The organism is Streptomyces sp. NPDC104831 (genome assembly GCF_055583025.1).
The window spans coordinates 107448-125182 of sequence record NZ_JBVJOT010000007.1 but is presented as its reverse complement, the minus strand read 5'-3'; the positions used below and the strand labels follow the sequence as shown (position 1 = coordinate 125182).

15 protein-coding genes are annotated in these 17735 nt (G+C 72.0%); all 15 read right to left on the bottom strand.

What is annotated here, in order from left to right; genetic code table 11:
• Nucleotide 1: 1 nt before the first annotated feature.
• The 15 genes from ACZ63H_RS07425 to nrtL all read right to left on the bottom strand — a co-directional run bounded on the left by ACZ63H_RS07425 (nucleotide 2) and on the right by nrtL (nucleotide 17400).
• Complete coding sequence (locus tag ACZ63H_RS07425) at nucleotides 2-442, bottom strand: hypothetical protein (RefSeq protein WP_469862868.1); 441 nt, start codon at nucleotides 440-442, stop codon at nucleotides 2-4.
• Between the two features lie 303 nt (nucleotides 443-745).
• A complete protein-coding gene (locus ACZ63H_RS07420) occupies nucleotides 746-2056 on the bottom strand; it encodes an MraY family glycosyltransferase (protein ID WP_469862867.1) in 1311 nt (436 codons plus the stop codon).
• A 161-nt stretch (nucleotides 2057-2217) separates the two neighbouring features.
• On the bottom strand, nucleotides 2218-3456 hold the full coding sequence (locus tag ACZ63H_RS07415; protein ID WP_469862866.1) for a serine hydroxymethyltransferase: 1239 nt from the start codon (nucleotides 3454-3456) through the stop codon (nucleotides 2218-2220).
• 73 nt (nucleotides 3457-3529) lie between these two features.
• Nucleotides 3530-4207, bottom strand: a complete 678-nt coding sequence (locus tag ACZ63H_RS07410; protein ID WP_469862865.1) for an arsenate reductase/protein-tyrosine-phosphatase family protein — start codon at nucleotides 4205-4207, stop codon at nucleotides 3530-3532.
• On the bottom strand, nucleotides 4204-4851 hold the full coding sequence (locus ACZ63H_RS07405) for an L-threonylcarbamoyladenylate synthase (RefSeq protein WP_467933512.1): 648 nt from the start codon (nucleotides 4849-4851) through the stop codon (nucleotides 4204-4206). The genes ACZ63H_RS07410 and ACZ63H_RS07405 overlap by 4 nt, the downstream gene beginning before the upstream one ends.
• 52 nt (nucleotides 4852-4903) lie before the next feature.
• Nucleotides 4904-5749: a peptide chain release factor N(5)-glutamine methyltransferase gene (gene prmC, locus ACZ63H_RS07400; RefSeq protein WP_467933513.1), complete on the bottom strand. Its 846-nt coding sequence runs from the start codon at nucleotides 5747-5749 to the stop codon at nucleotides 4904-4906.
• 35 nt (nucleotides 5750-5784) lie between these two features.
• On the bottom strand, nucleotides 5785-6852 hold the full coding sequence (prfA, locus tag ACZ63H_RS07395; protein WP_469862864.1) for a peptide chain release factor 1: 1068 nt from the start codon (nucleotides 6850-6852) through the stop codon (nucleotides 5785-5787).
• A 109-nt stretch (nucleotides 6853-6961) separates the two neighbouring features.
• On the bottom strand, nucleotides 6962-7183 hold the full coding sequence (rpmE, locus tag ACZ63H_RS07390; RefSeq protein WP_030740744.1) for a 50S ribosomal protein L31: 222 nt from the start codon (nucleotides 7181-7183) through the stop codon (nucleotides 6962-6964).
• A 150-nt stretch (nucleotides 7184-7333) separates the two neighbouring features.
• The gene (locus ACZ63H_RS07385; protein WP_469862863.1) at nucleotides 7334-8464 is read right to left on the bottom strand and encodes an LCP family protein; all 1131 of its coding nucleotides are present in this window, start codon (nucleotides 8462-8464) and stop codon (nucleotides 7334-7336) included.
• Nucleotides 8465-8821: 357 nt separating this feature from the next.
• Nucleotides 8822-10840, bottom strand: a complete 2019-nt coding sequence (rho, locus tag ACZ63H_RS07380; RefSeq protein WP_469862862.1) for a transcription termination factor Rho — start codon at nucleotides 10838-10840, stop codon at nucleotides 8822-8824.
• A gap of 422 nt (nucleotides 10841-11262) precedes the next feature.
• A complete protein-coding gene (gene thrB, locus ACZ63H_RS07375) occupies nucleotides 11263-12180 on the bottom strand; it encodes a homoserine kinase (protein WP_469862861.1) in 918 nt (305 codons plus the stop codon).
• A 274-nt stretch (nucleotides 12181-12454) separates the two neighbouring features.
• Complete coding sequence (gene thrC / locus ACZ63H_RS07370) at nucleotides 12455-13513, bottom strand: threonine synthase (RefSeq protein WP_469862860.1); 1059 nt, start codon at nucleotides 13511-13513, stop codon at nucleotides 12455-12457.
• Between the two features lie 6 nt (nucleotides 13514-13519).
• Complete coding sequence (locus ACZ63H_RS07365; RefSeq protein WP_318201389.1) at nucleotides 13520-14812, bottom strand: homoserine dehydrogenase; 1293 nt, start codon at nucleotides 14810-14812, stop codon at nucleotides 13520-13522.
• Between the two features lie 162 nt (nucleotides 14813-14974).
• Nucleotides 14975-16366, bottom strand: coding sequence for a diaminopimelate decarboxylase (gene lysA, locus ACZ63H_RS07360; RefSeq protein ID WP_469862859.1), 1392 nt, complete (start codon nucleotides 16364-16366; stop codon nucleotides 14975-14977).
• Between the two features lie 53 nt (nucleotides 16367-16419).
• Complete coding sequence (gene nrtL / locus ACZ63H_RS07355) at nucleotides 16420-17400, bottom strand: ArgS-related anticodon-binding protein NrtL (protein ID WP_469862858.1); 981 nt, start codon at nucleotides 17398-17400, stop codon at nucleotides 16420-16422.
• Nucleotides 17401-17735 lie beyond the last annotated feature (335 nt).

Below are 17735 nucleotides of genomic sequence, written 5' to 3'. Positions count from 1 at the left end.
CTCACGACGAATGCCCTGTCTTCTCGGGCTTGTCGCCCTTCGACGAGGCATCGGGATCGACGTAGAGGATCTTGGCCTTCATGTGCGCACGCGTCTGCGCGGCGATCCACGCGAGGGTGGCGACCACGAGCGTGATGGCGAAGGCACGCGGGTTGAACAGCGTCGTGTTCTTGAACAAGGCGACGAAGACGACCAGCAGCAGCAGTTGGGCCGCGTACAGCATCAGGCCCATCATCTGGAACAGCTGGGGAAAGGATTTGGCGGTGCGCTGGAGCACGTAGAGGCCGAGCCCCATGAAGACGAGCACCACCAGCGTCGCCACGACGGCCCCGATCGCTCCCTTGCCCCCGGCGACCACGGCACTGACGACGGCGGCGATCACACCGACGGCAGCCGTGGGCACTGCGGCCTGGGCCAGGATCCGGGCGTCATTGGACGGCATGGCGGCAACTCCGCTTTCACAAGGGGGCAGGGTGTCGTCATGGACGAGCGTAGTCCCGGACCGAGTGATCGAGATCTCACACCTGCGGACCGTCACACTGAGGCGCCTGGGTCCTATCCGGGGTTCTCGTGAACCGTATCACAAACTATTTGATGAGGTCTTTACCTGTTGGGTGTGCTGGCTGTCACACATGAGAGTGAACGTGCCCGTCTGTGCAAAAACGCCGCCCAGTTGTCTGATATTAGGGCGCTTTGCTCCCCCACGAGTTGGCAATGCTCTAGTCAGATTCTTACCTTGGCCGTCTCAGCCGCGGTCGGGGAAACGCGATCGGGCGCCGATCGCGGTCGCCCCGTTGACGCCCGGGATCCCGGCCGGGACCGGGGACCGCTCCGCGCCCTCGGCGCCGCCCTCGGCGGCGGATTCCGCGACGGCCTCGGGGGCCGGGCGGCGCCTGCGGTAGCGCGGCGGGACGAAGCGCTGGGCCCACAGCGGCACGCGCGGGGTGAAGCGCGGGAGCAGCAGCAGGACCAGGCCGACCGCGCTGAGGAAGACCACGCCCAGCACGATCCACATCGACGCCGAGTTGACCGAGTACGCCAGCGCCCCGAAGCCGATCAGCGCCGACCAGAAGTACATGATCAGCACGGCCCGGCTGTGCGAGTGGCCGATCTCCAGCAGACGGTGGTGCAGATGGCCCCGGTCGGCGGCGAACGGGGACTGCCCCCGCCAGGTGCGGCGGACGATCGCCAGCACCAGGTCGGCCGCCGGCACGGCGATGATGGTCAGCGGGAGCAGCAGCGGGATGTAGACCGGCACCGTCTGGTGGACGGCCGCCTTCTCCGAGCCGGTGAACAGCGCGAGGGCGTCCGGGTCCACCTGGCCGGTGATCGAGATCGCGCCCGCCGACAGCACCAGGCCGATCAGCATCGAGCCGGAGTCGCCCATGAAGATCCGCGCCGGGTGCATGTTGTGCGGCAGGAAGCCCAGGCACATGCCCATCAGGATGGCCGCGAACAGGGTGCCGGGGGCGGCGGCCTCGATGCCGTACGAGTACCAGATCCGGTAGGCGTACAGGAAGAACGAGCAGGCCGCGATGCACACCATGCCGGCCGCGAGACCGTCCAGGCCGTCCACGAAGTTCACCGCGTTGATCGTGATGACCACCAGGGCCACCGTCAGCAGCGTGCCCTGCCACTGGGTCAGCGCGACGTTGCCGACGCCCGGGATGGGCAGCCACAGGATCGTCAGACCCTGCATGACCATCACGCCCGCGGCGATCATCTGACCGCCCAGCTTGATCAGCGCGTCGATCTCGAACTTGTCGTCCAGGACGCCGATCAGCCAGATCAGGGCGGCCCCCGAGAGCAGCGCCCGCGGCTCGTTCGACTTGGCGAAGACCTCGCTGAGGTTCGTCAGGTGGTCCGCGACCAGCAGGCCCGCGCACAGGCCGAAGAACATCGCGATCCCGCCGAGACGCGGAGTGGGCTCCCGGTGCACGTCACGGGCCCGGATCTCCGGCATCGCCCCGGCCACGATCGCGAACTTCCGTACCGGCCCCGTCAGCAGATACGTCACCGCGGCCGTGATGCAGAGCGTCAGCAGGTATTCACGCACGGGCTTCCCCACAGGTCTCGCTGGCCATCACAGCCTCACACCCTAGCGACGGATGCATATGGATGAGGACGGCCGGGTAGCGAAGGAGGTTGCACCCGGGGCCGTACGCCCCGTCCCGGACCGGTCCGCACCGGGAGGTACGGGACCGCTCCTCCCCCCGTTCAGCCCGGATACGGCGGGAAGCGGCCGGTGAGCGCGCGGACCTCCGCCCGCGCCCGGGCCGGCTCCGCCTCCCCGCGCAGCACGGCCGCGAGCAGCGCCGCGATCCGCACCATCTCCGGCTCGCCCATGCCCTGGGTGGTCACCGCCGCCGTGCCCAGGCGCAGCCCGCGGCCGTCGCCGTGCGGCAGCACACAGCAGTCCAGCACCACTCCGGCCGCCAGCAGCCGGCCGCGCGCGGTGCGGCCGTCCACGCCGAGCGGGGCCGGGTCCGCGGTGATCAGGTGGGTGTCCGTGCCGCCGGTGGTGACGGCCAGCCCCTCGGCGGCCAGATGGCCGGCCAGCACCCGCGCGTTGTCCACCACCCGGTGGGCGTACCCGGCGAAGGCCGGGGTCGCCGCCTCGCCGAACGCGACGGCCTTGGCGGCGATGGTGTGCATCTGGGCACCGCCCTGGGTGAACGGGAACACGGCCCGGTCCACGCGCTGGGCCAGCCCGGCCCCGCACAGGATCATCCCGCCGCGCGGACCGCGCAGCACCTTGTGGGTGGTCGCGCAGACGATGTCCGCGTACGGCACCGGGTTCGGCGCCGCTCCCCCGGCGACCAGCCCGATGGGGTGGCCGGCGTCCGCGATCAGATAGGCCCCGACCTCGTCGGCGACCTCCCGGAAGAAGGCGTAGTCCGGGTGGCGCGGGTAGGCGATGGAGCCGCACACGATGGCCTTCGGCCGGTGGTTGCGGGCCAGGTGGCGCACCTGGTCGTGGTCGATCAGCCCGGTCTCGGCGTCGACGCCGTAGCCGACGAAGTCGAACCAGCGGCCGGAGAAGTTGGCCGGCGAGCCGTGGGTGAGGTGGCCGCCGTAGGGCAGGCCGAGGGCGAGGACGGTGTCGCCGGGGCGCAGCAGGGCCGCGTAGGCGGCCAGCACGGCCGAGGAGCCGGAGTGCGGCTGGACGTTGGCGTGCTCGGCGCCGAACAGGTCCTTGGCCCGGTCGACGGCGGCGCGTTCGGCGGCGTCGGCGATCTCGCAGCCGCCGTGGTGGCGGGCGCCGGGGTAGCCCTCGGCGTACTTGTTGGCGAGCGCGGAGCCGAGGGCGGCGAGGACGGCCGGGGAACAGAAGTTCTCGGCGGCGGTCAGCTGGAGGGTGGTCGACTGCCGCGTCAGCTCCGCGAGCAGCAGTTCGGCCATCGCCGGGTCCTGCCGGCGCAGCACGTCGGTCTCGAGGGTGTGGGTGACCGACATGGCGGGCTCCCGGGCGGTCGGCGGTGACGTAGCTCCAATGTAGGCCGGGGACCGCGTCGGGGCTCGGCGGGCCCTACGTCCGCGCGGGGACCCCCGTCAGCGCCGTCACCACCGGATCCAGGGCGTCCCTTATCTCGTCGCCGATGGACCGGAAGAAGGTCAGGGGCGCGCCGTAGGGGTCGTACACCTCGTCCGCCTCGGCGGTCGGGGCGAGCAGCCAGCCGCGCAGCGCCGCCGCGGCGCGCACCAGCGCCCGGGCCCGCATGACCACGCCGTCCTCCAGGGGCGGCAGGGTGGCCGGATCTATCGCCCGGACCAGCCGGGTGAACTCCTTCAGGGTGAAGGTGCGCAGGCCCGCCGAGTGGCCCATGGAGATGACCTGGGCGCGGTGGTCGCGGGTGGCGGTCAGCACCAGGTCGGCCTTGATCACGTGCTCGTCCAGCAGTTCCCGGCCGACGAAGCCGGAGGCGTCCGCCCCGAACTCGGCGAGCACGGTCTCCGCGTGGGACTCCATGGGCGCGCCCTCGTGGCCCCAGGTGCCCGCGCTCTCCACGACCAGCCCGCCGCCGAGCACGCCGAGCCGCTCCGCGACGAAGTGGCGGGTCAGCCGCTCGGTGATGGGCGAGCGGCACACGTTGCCGGTGCTGACGTGGAGGATGCGGAAGGTGTCGCGGGGGAACCCGAACGTCGTCGTCTCCTCCGCGCTCCAGCTCCCGCCGCCTATGCCGCGCCCCGTCCCAGGGGCCGTCAATTCGCCACCTCGAGGTCGGGTACGACCTTGCGCAGCTCCTCCGCGGAGAGCGCGCCCTCGCGCAGCAGCACCGGCACCGCGCGGGTGACGTCCACGATGGACGACGGCACGTTGCCCGGGGTGGGGCCGCCGTCGAGGTAGACGGAGACGGAGTCGCCGAGCATGCCCTGGGCCGCGTCGCAGTCCTCCGGCGCCGGGTGGCCGGTGAGGTTCGCCGAGGAGACGGCCATCGGGCCGACCTCGGTGAGCAGCTCGATGGCGACCGGGTGCAGCGGCATCCGCACGGCGACCGTGCCCCGGGTGTCGCCGAGGTCCCACTGCAGGGACGGCTGGTGCCTGGCGACGATCGTCAGGGCGCCCGGCCAGAACGCGTCGACCAGTTCCCAGGCCAGCTCGGAGAAGTCCGTGACCAGGCCGTGCAGGGTGTTCGGGGAGCCGATGAGGACGGGGGTGGGCATGTTGCGGCCCCGGCCCTTGGCGGCGAGCAGGTCGGCGACCGCCTCCGAGGAGAACGCGTCGGCGCCGATGCCGTACACCGTGTCGGTCGGCAGGACCACCAGCTCGCCCCGGCGGACGGCGGACGCGGCCTCGCGCAGACCCGTCACGCGGTCGGTCGCGTCGTTGGTGTCGTATCGCCGTGCCATAACTAGCGGGCCTCCTCGTACACGTACTGCGGGATGGAAGTCGTCGGGGTGGTCACGGCAGCGCCTTGCGGGCGGTGGCGAAGCGCGGCCGGTTGTTGAGGTCGGGGTGGTCGGCGGCGTCGGCCCAGCCCCGCTCCTCGGTGAAGATCCACGGCACCTGGCCGCCCTGGGTGTCGGCGTGCTCGATCACGACGACACCGCCGGGGCGCAGCAGCCGGTGCGCGGTGCGTTCGATGCCCCGGATGAGGTCGAGACCGTCCTCACCGGAGAACAACGCCAGCTCCGGGTCGTAGTCGCGGGCCTCCGGGGCGACGTACTCCCATTCGGTGAGCGGGATGTACGGCGGGTTGGACACGACCAGGTCGACCTGGCCGTCCAGGTCCGGGAAGGCGGTCAGCGCGTCGCCCTGGCGCAGGTCGACGCGGGAGCCGGCCACGTTCTTCCGGGTCCACACGAGGGCGTCCTCGGACAGCTCCACGGCGTGCACGCGCGAGCGCGGCACCTCCTGGGCGAGGGCGAGCGCGATGGCGCCGGAGCCGGTGCACAGGTCGACGATGCACGGCTCCACGACGTCCATCGCGCGGACCGCGTCTATCGCCCAGCCGACCACTGACTCGGTCTCCGGCCGGGGCACGAACACCCCGGGCCCGACCTGGAGCTCCAGGTAGCGGAAGTAGGCCCGCCCGGTGATGTGCTGCAGCGGCTCGCGCTGCTCGCGCCGGGCGATGACCTCCCAGTACCGGGCGTCGAAGTCGGCGTCCTTCACGGAGTGCAGTTGACCGCGCTTCACGCCGTGCACGAAGGCGGCCAGCTCCTCCGCGTCGTTGCGCGGCGAGGGCACACCGGCGTCGGCCAGCCGCTGGGTGGCCTGGGCCACCTCGGCGAGCAGCAGGTTCACGCGTCTCCTCCGTGTCGTACTCGTGCGTACGGGTGTTACGCGGCGGCGAGCTTCGCCGCCGAGTCGGCGTCGACGCAGGCCTGGATGACCGCGTCGAGGTCGCCGTCCAGGACCTGGTCCAGGTTGTACGCCTTGAAGCCGACGCGGTGGTCCGAGATGCGGTTCTCCGGGAAGTTGTAGGTGCGGATCTTCTCGGAGCGGTCCACGGTGCGGACCTGGCTGCGGCGGGCGTCGGCGGCCTCGCGCTCCGCCTCCTCCTGCGCCATGGCGAGCAGCCTGGAACGCAGGATACGCATCGCCTGCTCCTTGTTCTGCAGCTGGCTCTTCTCGTTCTGGCAGGAGGCGACGACGCCGGTCGGGATGTGCGTGATGCGCACGGCGGAGTCGGTGGTGTTCACGGACTGGCCGCCGGGCCCGGAGGACCGGTAGACGTCGATGCGGAGGTCGTTGGGGTTGATCTCCACGTCCACCTCCTCGGCCTCGGGGGTGACGAGCACACCGGCAGCGGAGGTGTGGATGCGGCCCTGGGACTCGGTCGCCGGGACGCGCTGCACGCGGTGCACCCCGCCCTCGTACTTCATCCGGGCCCAGACGCCCTGGCCGGGCTCGATCTGCCCGCGGGCCTTCACCGCGACCTGGACGTCCTTGTAGCCGCCCAGCTCGGACTCCGTGGCGTCGATGATCTCGGTCTTCCAGCCGACGCGCTCGGCGTAGCGCAGGTACATCCGCAGCAGGTCGCCGGCGAAGAGGGCCGACTCGTCGCCGCCCGCGCCCGCCTTGATCTCCAGGATGACGTCCTTGTCGTCGCTGGGGTCGCGCGGGACGAGCAGCAGGCGCAGCTTCTCGGTCAGCTCCTCGCGCCGCTTCTCCAGGTCCTTGACCTCGGCGGCGAAGTCGGGGTCGACGGCGGACAGCTCGCGGGCGGTCTCGATGTCGTCGCCGGTCGACTTCCAGGAGCGGTACGTGGCGACGATCGGGGTCAGCTCGGCGTAGCGCTTGTTCAGCTTGCGCGCGTTCGCCTGATCGGCGTGGACCGACGGGTCGGCGAGCTTCTTCTCCAGGTCGGCGTGCTCGGCGACGAGTTCCTCGACGGCCTCGAACATCTTGGGCTCCTGTACTGCGGTGAAGGGAAGGGCGGCGACCAAAAACGCCGGTCCCGGGCACACCCGCCCGCGAGCGGGGTGTGGCCGTGGACCGGCGGAATGGGGCTCGCTACTTCTTGGAGCCGGCGGCCTTGCCGAAGCGGGCCTCGAAGCGGGCCACACGGCCACCGGTGTCGAGGATCTTCTGCTTGCCCGTGTAGAACGGGTGGCACTCGGAGCAGACCTCGGCCCGGATGGTGCCGGACTCGATGGTGCTGCGGGTGGTGAACGACGCGCCGCAGGTGCAGCTGACCTGCGTCTCGACGTACGCGGGGTGGATGTCGCGCTTCAAGGTGTCTCCTAGGTTTCGGGAGGGCGCCGGGTCGCTGCCGCGGGATGCGGAGGCGTGAACCGGAGCCGACGTACCAGTCTGCCAGGACTGGCGCCATCCACCCAAACCGGGGGTGTGGCTGTTCTATTCCGGGGGGTGCGCGGGGCGTCCCTACTGGGCGTTGACGACGCCCTTGGCCTCGCCCGTCGCCGTGCCCCGCGTCGCCGCCGCCGGGATCTGCCGGTCGTCCCGCAGGGCGTTCCAGACCAGCTGGGCCTTGGCGGTGTCCAGCAGGACGCGGTTGGGGTTGGCCGGGTCGTACTGGACCGGCATCGTGACCATCTTCATGCGGGAGGAGCTGATGCCCTTCAGGTTCCCCGCGAAGTCGATCAGGGCGTTGACCGAGCCGAGGTCGGAGTCGGTCGTGACGGCCTTGGTGGCGGTGTCGGCGAGGTCGTAGAGCTTCTTGGGGCTGGTGAGGACGCCGACGTGCTTGACCTGGTCGATGAGGGCCTTGATGAACGCCTGCTGGAGCTGGATGCGGCCGAGGTCGGAGCCGTCGCCCACGCCGTGCCGGGTGCGGACCAGGCCGAGGGCCTGCTCGCCGTTCAGGGTGTGCGGGCCGGCCGTGAGGTCGAGGTGGCTCTGCCGGTCGTGGATGTCCTTGGTGGTGGTGATCCGCACGCCGCCGAGGTCGTCGATGAGCTGCTGGAAGCCCTCGAAGTCGACCTCCAGGTAGTGGTCCATGCGGATGCCGGTGATCGACTCGACGGTCTTGACCGCGCAGGCCGCGCCCCCGGTGGAGTACGCCTCGTTGAACATCACACCGGTGGCGGCCGGGTGGGCGGTGCCCTTGGTGTCGGTGCACTCGGGGCGGTCGACGAGGGTGTCCCGGGGGATGGAGACCACGCTGGCCTGCTTGTGGCCCTCGTACACATGGACGATCATCGCCGTGTCGGAGCGGGCACTGCCGTCGTCCGTGCCGCCGCCGAGCTTCTTGTTCGTGCCGGCGCGGGTGTCCGAGCCGAGGACCAGGATGTTCTGCGAGCCGTTGTCGACCTTCGCGGGCCGGTCGGTGCCGAGGGCCTGGTTGAGGTCGACGCTGCGCAGATTGCCGTTGAGCTTGAAGTAGACGAACCCGGCTCCGGCGCCGCCCAGCACCACGACGCCCGCGGCCGTCCAGGCGGTCGCGCGCAGGGCCTTGCGACCGGTGCTGGGGGCCTTGCGGCGGCGCCCCTTGCCCCGCCGGCGGGGTCCGGTCGGGCCCGGCTCGGGTATGGCGGGCGTGCTCTCGGCGGCCACATCGCTCCTAGGTCTCGGCGGTCGGGTACCCCCTGCGGCCAGGGTCGGGCGCGGTCGTCACCGCTCCATCGTCGCTCCGCCGGGTCAGACGGAGAAACTCGGGACAGGGTTGCACAACGCACTGTGGCCGCCGTGTACGGAAATCGCCACGGTGTGTAGTCGGGCGCGCCGGACGGACGGCGCTCACCTGCGGTTTCGAGGCCCTCGGCGGTGCGCCCGGCGGTGGGCGGGCACCGGGGGCGCTGTGGCGGAGATCTCGCCATGGGCGGCGCCGGAAGGGGCAGCGGCGGTGCCGGAAGACGGGAGAAGGCCGCCTCCCCGGAGGGAGGCGGCCTTCTCTCAGCGGTTCCCGGACGCTCAGTCGCCGTTGCCGGGCGTCGGCGTCGTCTTCTGGATCTGCATCAGGAACTCGACGTTCGACTTGGTCTGCTTCATCTTGTCCAGCAGCAGCTCGATCGCCTGCTGCTGGTCCAGCGCGTGCAGGACCCGGCGGAGCTTCCAGACGACCGCCAGCTCCTCGGCGCCGAGCAGGATCTCCTCCTTGCGGGTGCCGGACGCGTCCACGTCCACCGCGGGGAAGATCCGCTTGTCCGCGAGCTTCCGGTCGAGCTTCAGCTCCATGTTGCCGGTGCCCTTGAACTCCTCGAAGATCACCTCGTCCATGCGGGACCCGGTGTCCACCAGGGCGGTGGCGAGGATGGTGAGCGAGCCGCCGTCCTCGATGTTGCGCGCCGCGCCGAAGAACCGCTTCGGCGGGTAGAGCGCGGTCGAGTCGACACCACCGGACAGGATGCGGCCGGAGGCCGGCGCCGCCAGGTTGTAGGCGCGGCCCAGACGGGTGATCGAGTCCAGCAGGACGACCACGTCGTGGCCCAGCTCGACCAGGCGCTTGGCGCGCTCGATGGCCAGTTCGGCGACCGTGGTGTGGTCCTCGGCCGGACGGTCGAAGGTCGAGGAGATGACCTCGCCCTTGACCGACCGCTGCATGTCGGTGACCTCTTCCGGACGCTCGTCGACGAGGACGACCATCAGGTGGCACTCGGGGTTGTTGTGCGTGATCGCGTTGGCGATCGCCTGCATGATCATGGTCTTGCCGGTCTTCGGCGGGGCCACGATCAGACCGCGCTGGCCCTTGCCGATCGGCGAGACCAGGTCGATGATCCGGGTGGTCAGCACGCCCGGGTCGGTCTCCAGGCGGAGCCGGTCCTGCGGGTAGAGCGGGGTCAGCTTGTTGAACTCGGGGCGGCCGCGGCCGTGTTCGGGCGCCATGCCGTTGACGGAGTCCAGGCGGACCAGCGCGTTGAACTTCTCGCGGCGCTCGCCCTCCTTCGGCTGACGGACCGCGCCGGTGACGTGGTCGCCCTTGCGCAGGCCGTTCTTGCGGACCTGGGCGAGGGAGACGTAGACGTCGTTCGGGCCCGGCAGGTAGCCGGAGGTCCGGATGAAGGCGTAGTTGTCGAGGATGTCGAGGATGCCCGCGACGGGGATCAGGACGTCGTCCTCGGCGACCTGCGGCTCGGCGATCTCGTCGCGGCCGCGACGGCCACGGCGGTCGCGGTAGCGGCCGCGGCGGCCACGGCGGCCGCCCTCGAAGTCGTCGTCGTCCTGCCGGCTGTCCTGCCGGCCGCCCTGCTGCTGGCCCTGCTGCTGACGCTGCTGGCCGCCCTGCTGCTCGTCGCCCTTGTTGCGGCGGTCCCGGTCGCGGTCGCGGTCCCGGTCACGGTCGCGGCCTCGCTCGCGGCGGTCCCGGCGGCCACGGCCCTCGCCGTCACCGGCGTCGCCCTTGGCCTCGCCCTGCTGCGACTGGGCCGGCGTCTCGGCCTTGGGCTCGGTGCGGGCCTCGGCGGCGACGGTCTCGGCGCCGTTCTGGGCCGGGCTGCCCGCGTCGGCCGTGGCGCGGCGGCGACGGCGCTCGGTCGGGGCGTCCTCTCCCCCGCGCTCGGCGGCCGCGCGGGCGGTGTCCCCGGCCGGCTGGCCCGGGATCTCGATCTGCTGCTGGGCCGCGGCCTTGTCGGCAGGGGCCTCGGCGGCCTTGTCCGCCTTCTTGCCGGCGGTCTCCTCGCCGGTGCGCGTCCGGGAGGTGGCCCGGCGCTTCGGCTTGGTCTCGGTGGCGGCGGCCTCGGCCTTGGGGGCGGCGCCCCCGGCGGCCTGCGCCTCCTTGATGACCTCGATCAGCTGGCTCTTGCGCATCCGCGCCGTGCCCCTGATCCCGAGGCCCGAGGCGACCTGCTGCAGCTCGGCCAGCACCATGCCCTCGAGGCCGGTACCGCGGCGCCGCCGGGACCCGGCACCGGTGGCAGGCGCGGAGGCGTCCGTGGCGGGCGCGGCAGCGGTGTCCTCGACACGTGCGCCCATCAGATCGGTGGTGTCGCTCACGAAGGGTCCTTCCCTGGAGCGGACGTCGGCCTGTCTGGCTCGGCGACCGGTTGTGCTGTCCGGCTACGGTCCTGTCTTCTGTGAACCGTGCCGGGGCGGTGGTCCGCCAAAGCGGCGGAAGATAATGTGCGGTGACGGCGCTTCCGCGAGCCGTGGCACCCAGTGTCACGTGGCGTGGTAGCACCTGCTCCGGAGCTCCCCCAGAGGGGGTACCCCCACCTGTGGCCCGCTCAGTGTCCGCGTGCGTCGTACTGCCCAGGTACGGCGCAAGGGTCACGGAGTGGCCCGGGAGGCTCCCGGAAGAATGTCTGTCCCGGACGGGGACACGAGGCACCTCGCCATGGTGAGGTCGGGTGCAGACTTGAGATTAACACTACCGGATCCAACAAACATTCCCCCTCTCCAAATCCGGCAACCGTGTGTCACGTCGCGAGCGGCAGGACGCTCGCTCCCCGCACATCCAGGTCCAGCCGGTTGGCGGCCCAGCCCTCGCCCGCGAGGTGGGAGACCTTGTCGGCGCTGTCGGCGTCGGCGAGGGCCATGACGGTGGGACCGGCGCCGGAGATGACGGCCGGGATGCCGTCGGCGCGCAGCCGCTCCACCAGTGCGGCGCTGTCGGGCATGGCCGGGGCGCGGTACTCCTGGTGGAGGCGGTCCTCGGTGGCGGGCAGCAGCAGCTCGGGGCGCCTGGTCAGGGCCTCGACCAGCAGGGCGGCGCGGCCCGCGTTGGCGGCGGCGTCCACGTGCGGCACACTGCGCGGGAGCAGTCCGCGCGCGGTCTCGGTCAGCACGGGCTTTCCGGGCACGAAAACCACCGGAACGATGGAATCGTGCGGCTCCATCCTGATGGCGCGGGCGGTGCCGGCCTCCATCCAGGACAGGGTGAAACCGCCGAGCAGACAGGCGGCCACATTGTCCGGGTGGCCCTCGATCTCGGTGGCCAGTTCCAGCAGCGCGGCGTCGTCCAGACGGGCCTCGCCGCCTATGGTCACGGCGCGGGCGGCGACGATGCCGGCGCAGATGGCGGCGGAGGAGGAGCCGAGGCCGCGGCCGTGCGGGATGCGGTTGGCGCAGACGATCTCCAGCCCGCGGGGCTGTCCGCCCAGCAGGTCGAAGGCGGTCCGCAGGGAGCGGACGAGAAGGTGGCTCTCGTCCCGCGGCAGGGTCTCGCCGCCCTCACCCGCGATGTCGATGTGCAGCCCGGAGTCGGCGACCCGGACGACCACGTCGTCGTAGAGCCCCAGCGCGAGGCCCAGGGCGTCGAAGCCCGGGCCGAGGTTGGCGCTGGTGGCGGGAACGCGCACCCGGACGGCGGCGGCGCGGAACGCTGGACCGGCCATCGCTCGAAGACTCTCCTTGAGCTGCGTTTGCGGTCGAATGACGCTCGATGGATTCGATGGTCATTCGGTGGACTGCCGATGACTGACGTACGAACACCCGTCGGGCCGCGGAGACGGCGCGGCGCCGGCCATGCGCGAGGGCATATGCGGCAGGCGGGTTCGCTACAGCCTATCGAAGGAAGGTTCTGTGGCGACATAGGGCGCACAGGAGGCGCACGATGCGTGTCGTAAGCCCCCTGTGCACCTTGTCAGGGATTCCCCGGTCGGGGGGCGCTCAGGCGAGGCCGAGGCGCTCGGCCGCGGTGGCGGCGTCGACCGGGACGGTGACCGGCTGCGGGGCACCGGCGACGGCCCAGTCCGGGTCCTTCAGGCCGTTGCCGGTGACCGTGCACACGATGCGCTGGCCCGGGTCGACCTTGCCCTGCTCGGCGGCCTTGAGCAGACCGGCCACCGAGGCGGCGGAGGCGGGCTCCACGAAGACGCCCTCCTGCGCGGCCAACAGGCGGTAGGCGCGCAGGATCTCACGGTCCGTCACCTCGTCGATGGCGCCGCCGGACTCGTCGCGCGCGGCCAGGGCGCGCTGCCAGGAGGCCGGGTTGCCGATGCGGATGGCGGTGGCGATGGTCGACGGGTCCTTGACGACCTCGCCGCGCACGATCGGGGCGCTGCCGGAGGCCTGGAAGCCCCACATCCGCGGGGTGCGGGTGGACACGCCGTCGGCGGCGTACTCCTGGTAGCCCTTCCAGTACGCGGTGATGTTGCCCGCGTTGCCGACCGGGAGGACGTGGATGTCGGGCGCGTCGCCGAGCATGTCCACGATCTCGAAGGCGGCCGTCTTCTGGCCCTCGATCCGCACCGGGTTCACCGAATTCACCAGCGCCACGGGATAGTTCTCGCTGAGCGCGCGGGCGAGGGTGAGGCAGTCGTCGAAGTTGCCGGCGACCTGGAGGATCTTCGCGCCGTGCACGAGGGCCTGGCCCATCTTGCCGAGGGCGATCTTGCCCTGCGGCACCAGGACGGCCGAGACCATGCCCGCCCGCACCGCGTACGCGGCGGCGGAGGCGGAGGTGTTGCCGGTGGAGGCGCAGATGACGGCCTTCGCCCCCTCCTCCTTGGCCTTGCTGATCGCCATGGTCATGCCGCGGTCCTTGAAGGATCCGGTGGGGTTGGCCCCCTCCACCTTCAGGTGGACCTCACAGCCCGTGCGCTCGGAGAGCACCTGCGCGGGCACGAGGGGCGTGCCGCCCTCGCGGAGCGTCACGACCGGCGTGGTGTCGGAGACGGGCAGCCGGTCCCGGTACTCCTCGATGATTCCGCGCCACTGGTGGGTCATTGCTGGTTACTCTCCTTCAACCCGCATGATGCTGGCGACACCCCGCACGGTGTCGAGCTTGCGCAACGCCTCGACGGTCCCGGACAGGGAGGCGTCGAAGGCCCGGTGGGTGACGACGACGAGAGAGGCCTCGCCGTCCTTGCCTTGCTGCCGAACCGTGTCGATGGACACGCCGTGCTCGGCGAAAACGGTGGCCACCTGGGCGAGCACGCCCGGTTTGTCGGCCACGTCGAGGCTGATGTGGTACCGGGTGACGACGTCACCCATCGGGGACACGGTCAGGTCGGCGTAGGCCGACTCGCCGGGTCCGGTGGCGCCGTTGAGCCGGTTGCGGCAGACGGCCACCAGGTCGCCGAGGACGGCGGAGGCGGTGGGCGAGCCGCCGGCGCCGGGGCCGTAGAACATCAGCTGCCCGGCGGCGTCGCTCTCCACGAAGACGGCGTTGTACGCGCCGCGCACGGAGGCGAGCGGGTGGCTGAGCGGGATCATCGCGGGATGCACCCGCGCGGTGACCGACGTCCCGTCCTTCGAGCGCTCGCAGATGGCGAGCAGCTTGATGGTGCAGCCCATCTCCTTGGCGGAGCGGAAGTCGGCGGCGGTGACCTCGGCCATGCCCTCGCGGTGGACGTCGTCCAGGCGGACGCGCGTGTGGAAGGCGATGCCGGCGAGGATCGCGGCCTTGGCGGCGGCGTCGAAGCCCTCGACGTCGGCGGTCGGGTCGGCTTCCGCGTACCCGAGGGCGGTGGCCTCGTCCAGGGCCTCCTGGTAGCCGGCGCCGGTGGAGTCCATCTTGTCGAGGATGAAGTTGGTCGTGCCGTTGACGATGCCGAGGACCCGGTTGACCTTGTCGCCGGCGAGGGACTCGCGCAGCGGCCGGATCAGCGGGATGGCGCCGGCGACGGCGGCCTCGTAGTAGAGGTCCTTGCCGTTCGCCTCGGCCGCCGCGTGCAGGGCGGCGCCGTCCTGGGCGAGCAGCGCCTTGTTGGCGGAGACGACGGAGGCGCCGTGCTCGAAGGCGGTGGTGATGAGCGTCCGGGCGGGCTCGATCCCGCCGATGACCTCGACCACGACGTCGATGTCCCCGCGTTTGACCAGGGCGGTGGCGTCGGTGGTGACGAGCGCGGGGTCGATGCCCTCGCGCGCCTTGCCGGTGCGCCGCACGGCCACGCCGGCGAGTTCGACCGGCGCGCCGATGCGGGCGGCGAGGTCGGCGGCGTGCGTCGTCATGATGCGCGCCACCTCTGAGCCGACCACTCCACAGCCCAGCAGCGCCACCTTCAGCGGACGCGTACGCATCATCCGACCTCGTTTCCTCATACCGTCTACGGTTGGTCCAGTCTCACTCACCGGACGGCAGTTTCTACCCTTCGTCCGGATCGTGAGACATCTATTTCATTTTCACGGGGGCCGGAGACCGGAGATCTTCCGTTCTTCCCGCCCCCGCCGTTCTCGGGGGGCGCGTCACCCGACGTCGAGACGCAGGAGGTCCTCCTCCGTCTCGCGCCGGACGATCACCCGGGCCTCGCCGTCCCGTACCGCCACGACCGGCGGCCGCAGGACGTGGTTGTAGTTGCTGGCCATGGACCGGCAGTACGCGCCGGTGGCCGGCACGGCGACGAGGTCGCCCGGTGCCAGGTCGCCCGGCAGGAACGCGTCCTTGACCACGATGTCCCCGCTCTCGCAGTGCTTGCCGACGACGCGGGTGAGCACCGGCTCGGCGTCGGAGGCGCGGGAGACGAGCGCGACGCTGTACTCGGCGTCGTAGAGCGCGGTGCGGATGTTGTCCGACATGCCGCCGTCGACGGAGACGTAGGTCCGCAGCCCGTCGAGCGGCTTGACCGTGCCGACCTCGTACAGGGTGAAGGCGGTGGGGCCGACGATGGCCCGCCCGGGCTCCACGGAGATGCGGGGCGTGCGCAGCCGGGCGGCCTCGCACTCGCGGGTGACGATCTCGGTGAGCGCCTTGGCGATCTCCTGCGGCTCGCGGGGGTCGTCGGCACTGGTGTAGGCGATGCCGAGCCCGCCGCCGAGGTCGATCTCGGGCAGTTCGACGCCGTGCTCGTCACGGATGTCCTTCAGCAGGCCGACGACCCGGTGGGCGGCGACCTCGAAGCCGGACATGTCGAAGATCTGCGAGCCGATGTGCGAGTGGATCCCGATCAGCTCCAGCCCGTCGAGCTGGAGCGCCCGCCGCACGGCTTCCGCCGCCTGTCCGCCGGCCAGCGGGATGCCGAACTTCTGGTCCTCGTGGGCGGTGGCGATGAACTCGTGGGTGTGCGCCTCGACGCCCACGGTGATCCGGATCTGGACCTTCTGCCGCCTGCCGAGGGACTGGGCGGTGTGGGCGACCCGCACGATCTCCTGGAAGGAGTCGAGCACGATCCGCCCGACACCGGCTTCGACGGCCCGGCGGATCTCCTCGACGGACTTGTTGTTGCCGTGGAAGGCGATGCGCTCGGCGGGCATCCCCGCGGACAGCGCGGTGGCCAGCTCGCCGCCGGAGCACACGTCCAGATTCAGCCCCTCCTCGTCCAGCCACCGCACCACGGCCCGGGAGAGGAAGGCCTTGCCGGCGTAGAACACGTCGGCGTCCGGGCCGAACGCGGTGCGCCAGGCACGCGCGCGGGCCCGGAAGTCGTCCTCGTCGAGGATGTAGGCGGGCGTGCCGAACTCCTCGGCGAGCCGGGTGACGGGGATACCCGCGACGGCGACCACACCGTCGTCGCCGCGCGCGACGGTCCGGGCCCACACCTTCCGGTCCAGGGCGTTCGGGTCGGCGGGCGGCGCGGGGTGGTGCCCCTCGGGCAGGACGTCGGCGTGGCGGGGCCCGGCGGGATGGGCGGAACGGCTCATGACGTGATTCTCAGGCTCTCTGTCTCTCTCCGGGGCGCATCCGCTCACGCGCCTCAGAGATGTTCGGGTGCGTCGATGCCGAGCAGGGACAGGCCACCGGCCAGCACCGTCCCGGCTGCTTCGGCGAGGGCCAGCCGGGCGCGGTGGGCGGCCGAGGGTTTCTCCTCGCCGACGGGAAGCACGGAAGGCAGCAGGGGCAGCACGGCGTCGGCGACGGTGACGAGATGCCGGGCGAGCCGGTCCGGGGCACGGTGGGTGGCGGCCGCGGTGAGGATCCGGGGGTGGTCGGCGAGGGGGGTGAGGAGGGGGGCGCCCGCCTTGGTGTGCGGGGGGCCGGGTTCGGCGGCGAAGCCGAGGCGGGCCGCGTTGCGGCCGAGGGAACGGACACGGGCGTGGGCGTAGCGCACCCGGAACAGCGGGTTGCCCTCGCGCTGCACCAGGTGGTCGGCGGTGATCCGGGGCCGGTCGTGCGGGGCGGGGTGGAGCAGGGCCCACCGGGCGGCGTCGGGCCCGAGCGGCGCGGGGTCCTCCGGGGCGGGCACGGGCCGCAGGTTGACGGGCTCGCCGTGCTCTACGGTGGCCCGCCCGCCCTGGGTCCCCACGATCCGCACGACGGTGTCGGCGACGACCTCGGCCCGCACCTCGTACGGCACCCGGAGCGCGACGACCTGCCCGGCGAGGGTGTCTCCGTGCCCGTACCGTGCGCCCTTCTCCCGGACCTCCGCGACGAGCGCGGCCACCGGGTCGACCCGCTCCGCGAGCCGGATGTTCAGGAACCCGGGCCCGGTGACGACGACGTCCTCGATCCCGTCGGCCCCGACGAGACGTTCCCGCAAGATCGCGGCGACCCGCTGCGGGGGCTGCCCGGCCGCGCGGGCGAGCCGCAGCGCGACGGCGGTGGCGAAGTCCCCGCACCCCCCGGGCCCCGGCTCGGTCACCACGACCCGCTCGGGCACGGCCACGCGCAGCTCCCCGTCGTCGACAGCACGACACACCGCGTGCAGCACGGTGTGGGAGAGCTCGGCGGGGGTCACGGGACAAGCGTAGGGGAGGAGGGGGGTGGGTGGGCGAGCCGGTTATGGCTTTTCCGGGGCGGGGGGTGGGTGAGGGGGCGGGGCGGGGGCGTGGGTGTGCGCGCCGGGGCTTCGGGGGGAGGGCCGGGGAGCGTCGGGTGAGGTGAACGCTGGTGGACGGCTGGGGCGCGCGGGACCGGGGCGGGGCCGGGGGGCCGGACCGGGAGGAGGGTGCCAGGGGCGCGGGGCCTGCGGGTGCCTGGCCGGGGAGTGCGTGGCTAGGGGTGGATGCCGTCGGGGCTGGGGAGCCCGTCGGGGTCGGGGAGGCCGGAGGCGGGGAGACCGGGGGCGGGGAG

Coding starts and splice junctions, on each gene's coding strand:
- ACZ63H_RS07415 (WP_469862866.1), bottom strand. CDS start 3,456: ATGTCGGTCACCCACACCCTCGAGACCGACGTGCTGCGCCGGCAGGAC.
- prfA (WP_469862864.1), bottom strand. CDS start 6,852: ATGTTCGAGGCCGTCGAGGAACTCGTCGCCGAGCACGCCGACCTGGAG.
- thrC (WP_469862860.1), bottom strand. CDS start 13,513: ATGACCCACCAGTGGCGCGGAATCATCGAGGAGTACCGGGACCGGCTG.
- thrB (WP_469862861.1), bottom strand. CDS start 12,180: ATGGCCGGTCCAGCGTTCCGCGCCGCCGCCGTCCGGGTGCGCGTTCCC.
- ACZ63H_RS07425 (WP_469862868.1), bottom strand. CDS start 442: ATGCCGTCCAATGACGCCCGGATCCTGGCCCAGGCCGCAGTGCCCACG.
- lysA (WP_469862859.1), bottom strand. CDS start 16,366: ATGAGCCGTTCCGCCCATCCCGCCGGGCCCCGCCACGCCGACGTCCTG.
- ACZ63H_RS07405 (WP_467933512.1), bottom strand. CDS start 4,851: ATGGCACGGCGATACGACACCAACGACGCGACCGACCGCGTGACGGGT.
- ACZ63H_RS07365 (WP_318201389.1), bottom strand. CDS start 14,812: ATGATGCGTACGCGTCCGCTGAAGGTGGCGCTGCTGGGCTGTGGAGTG.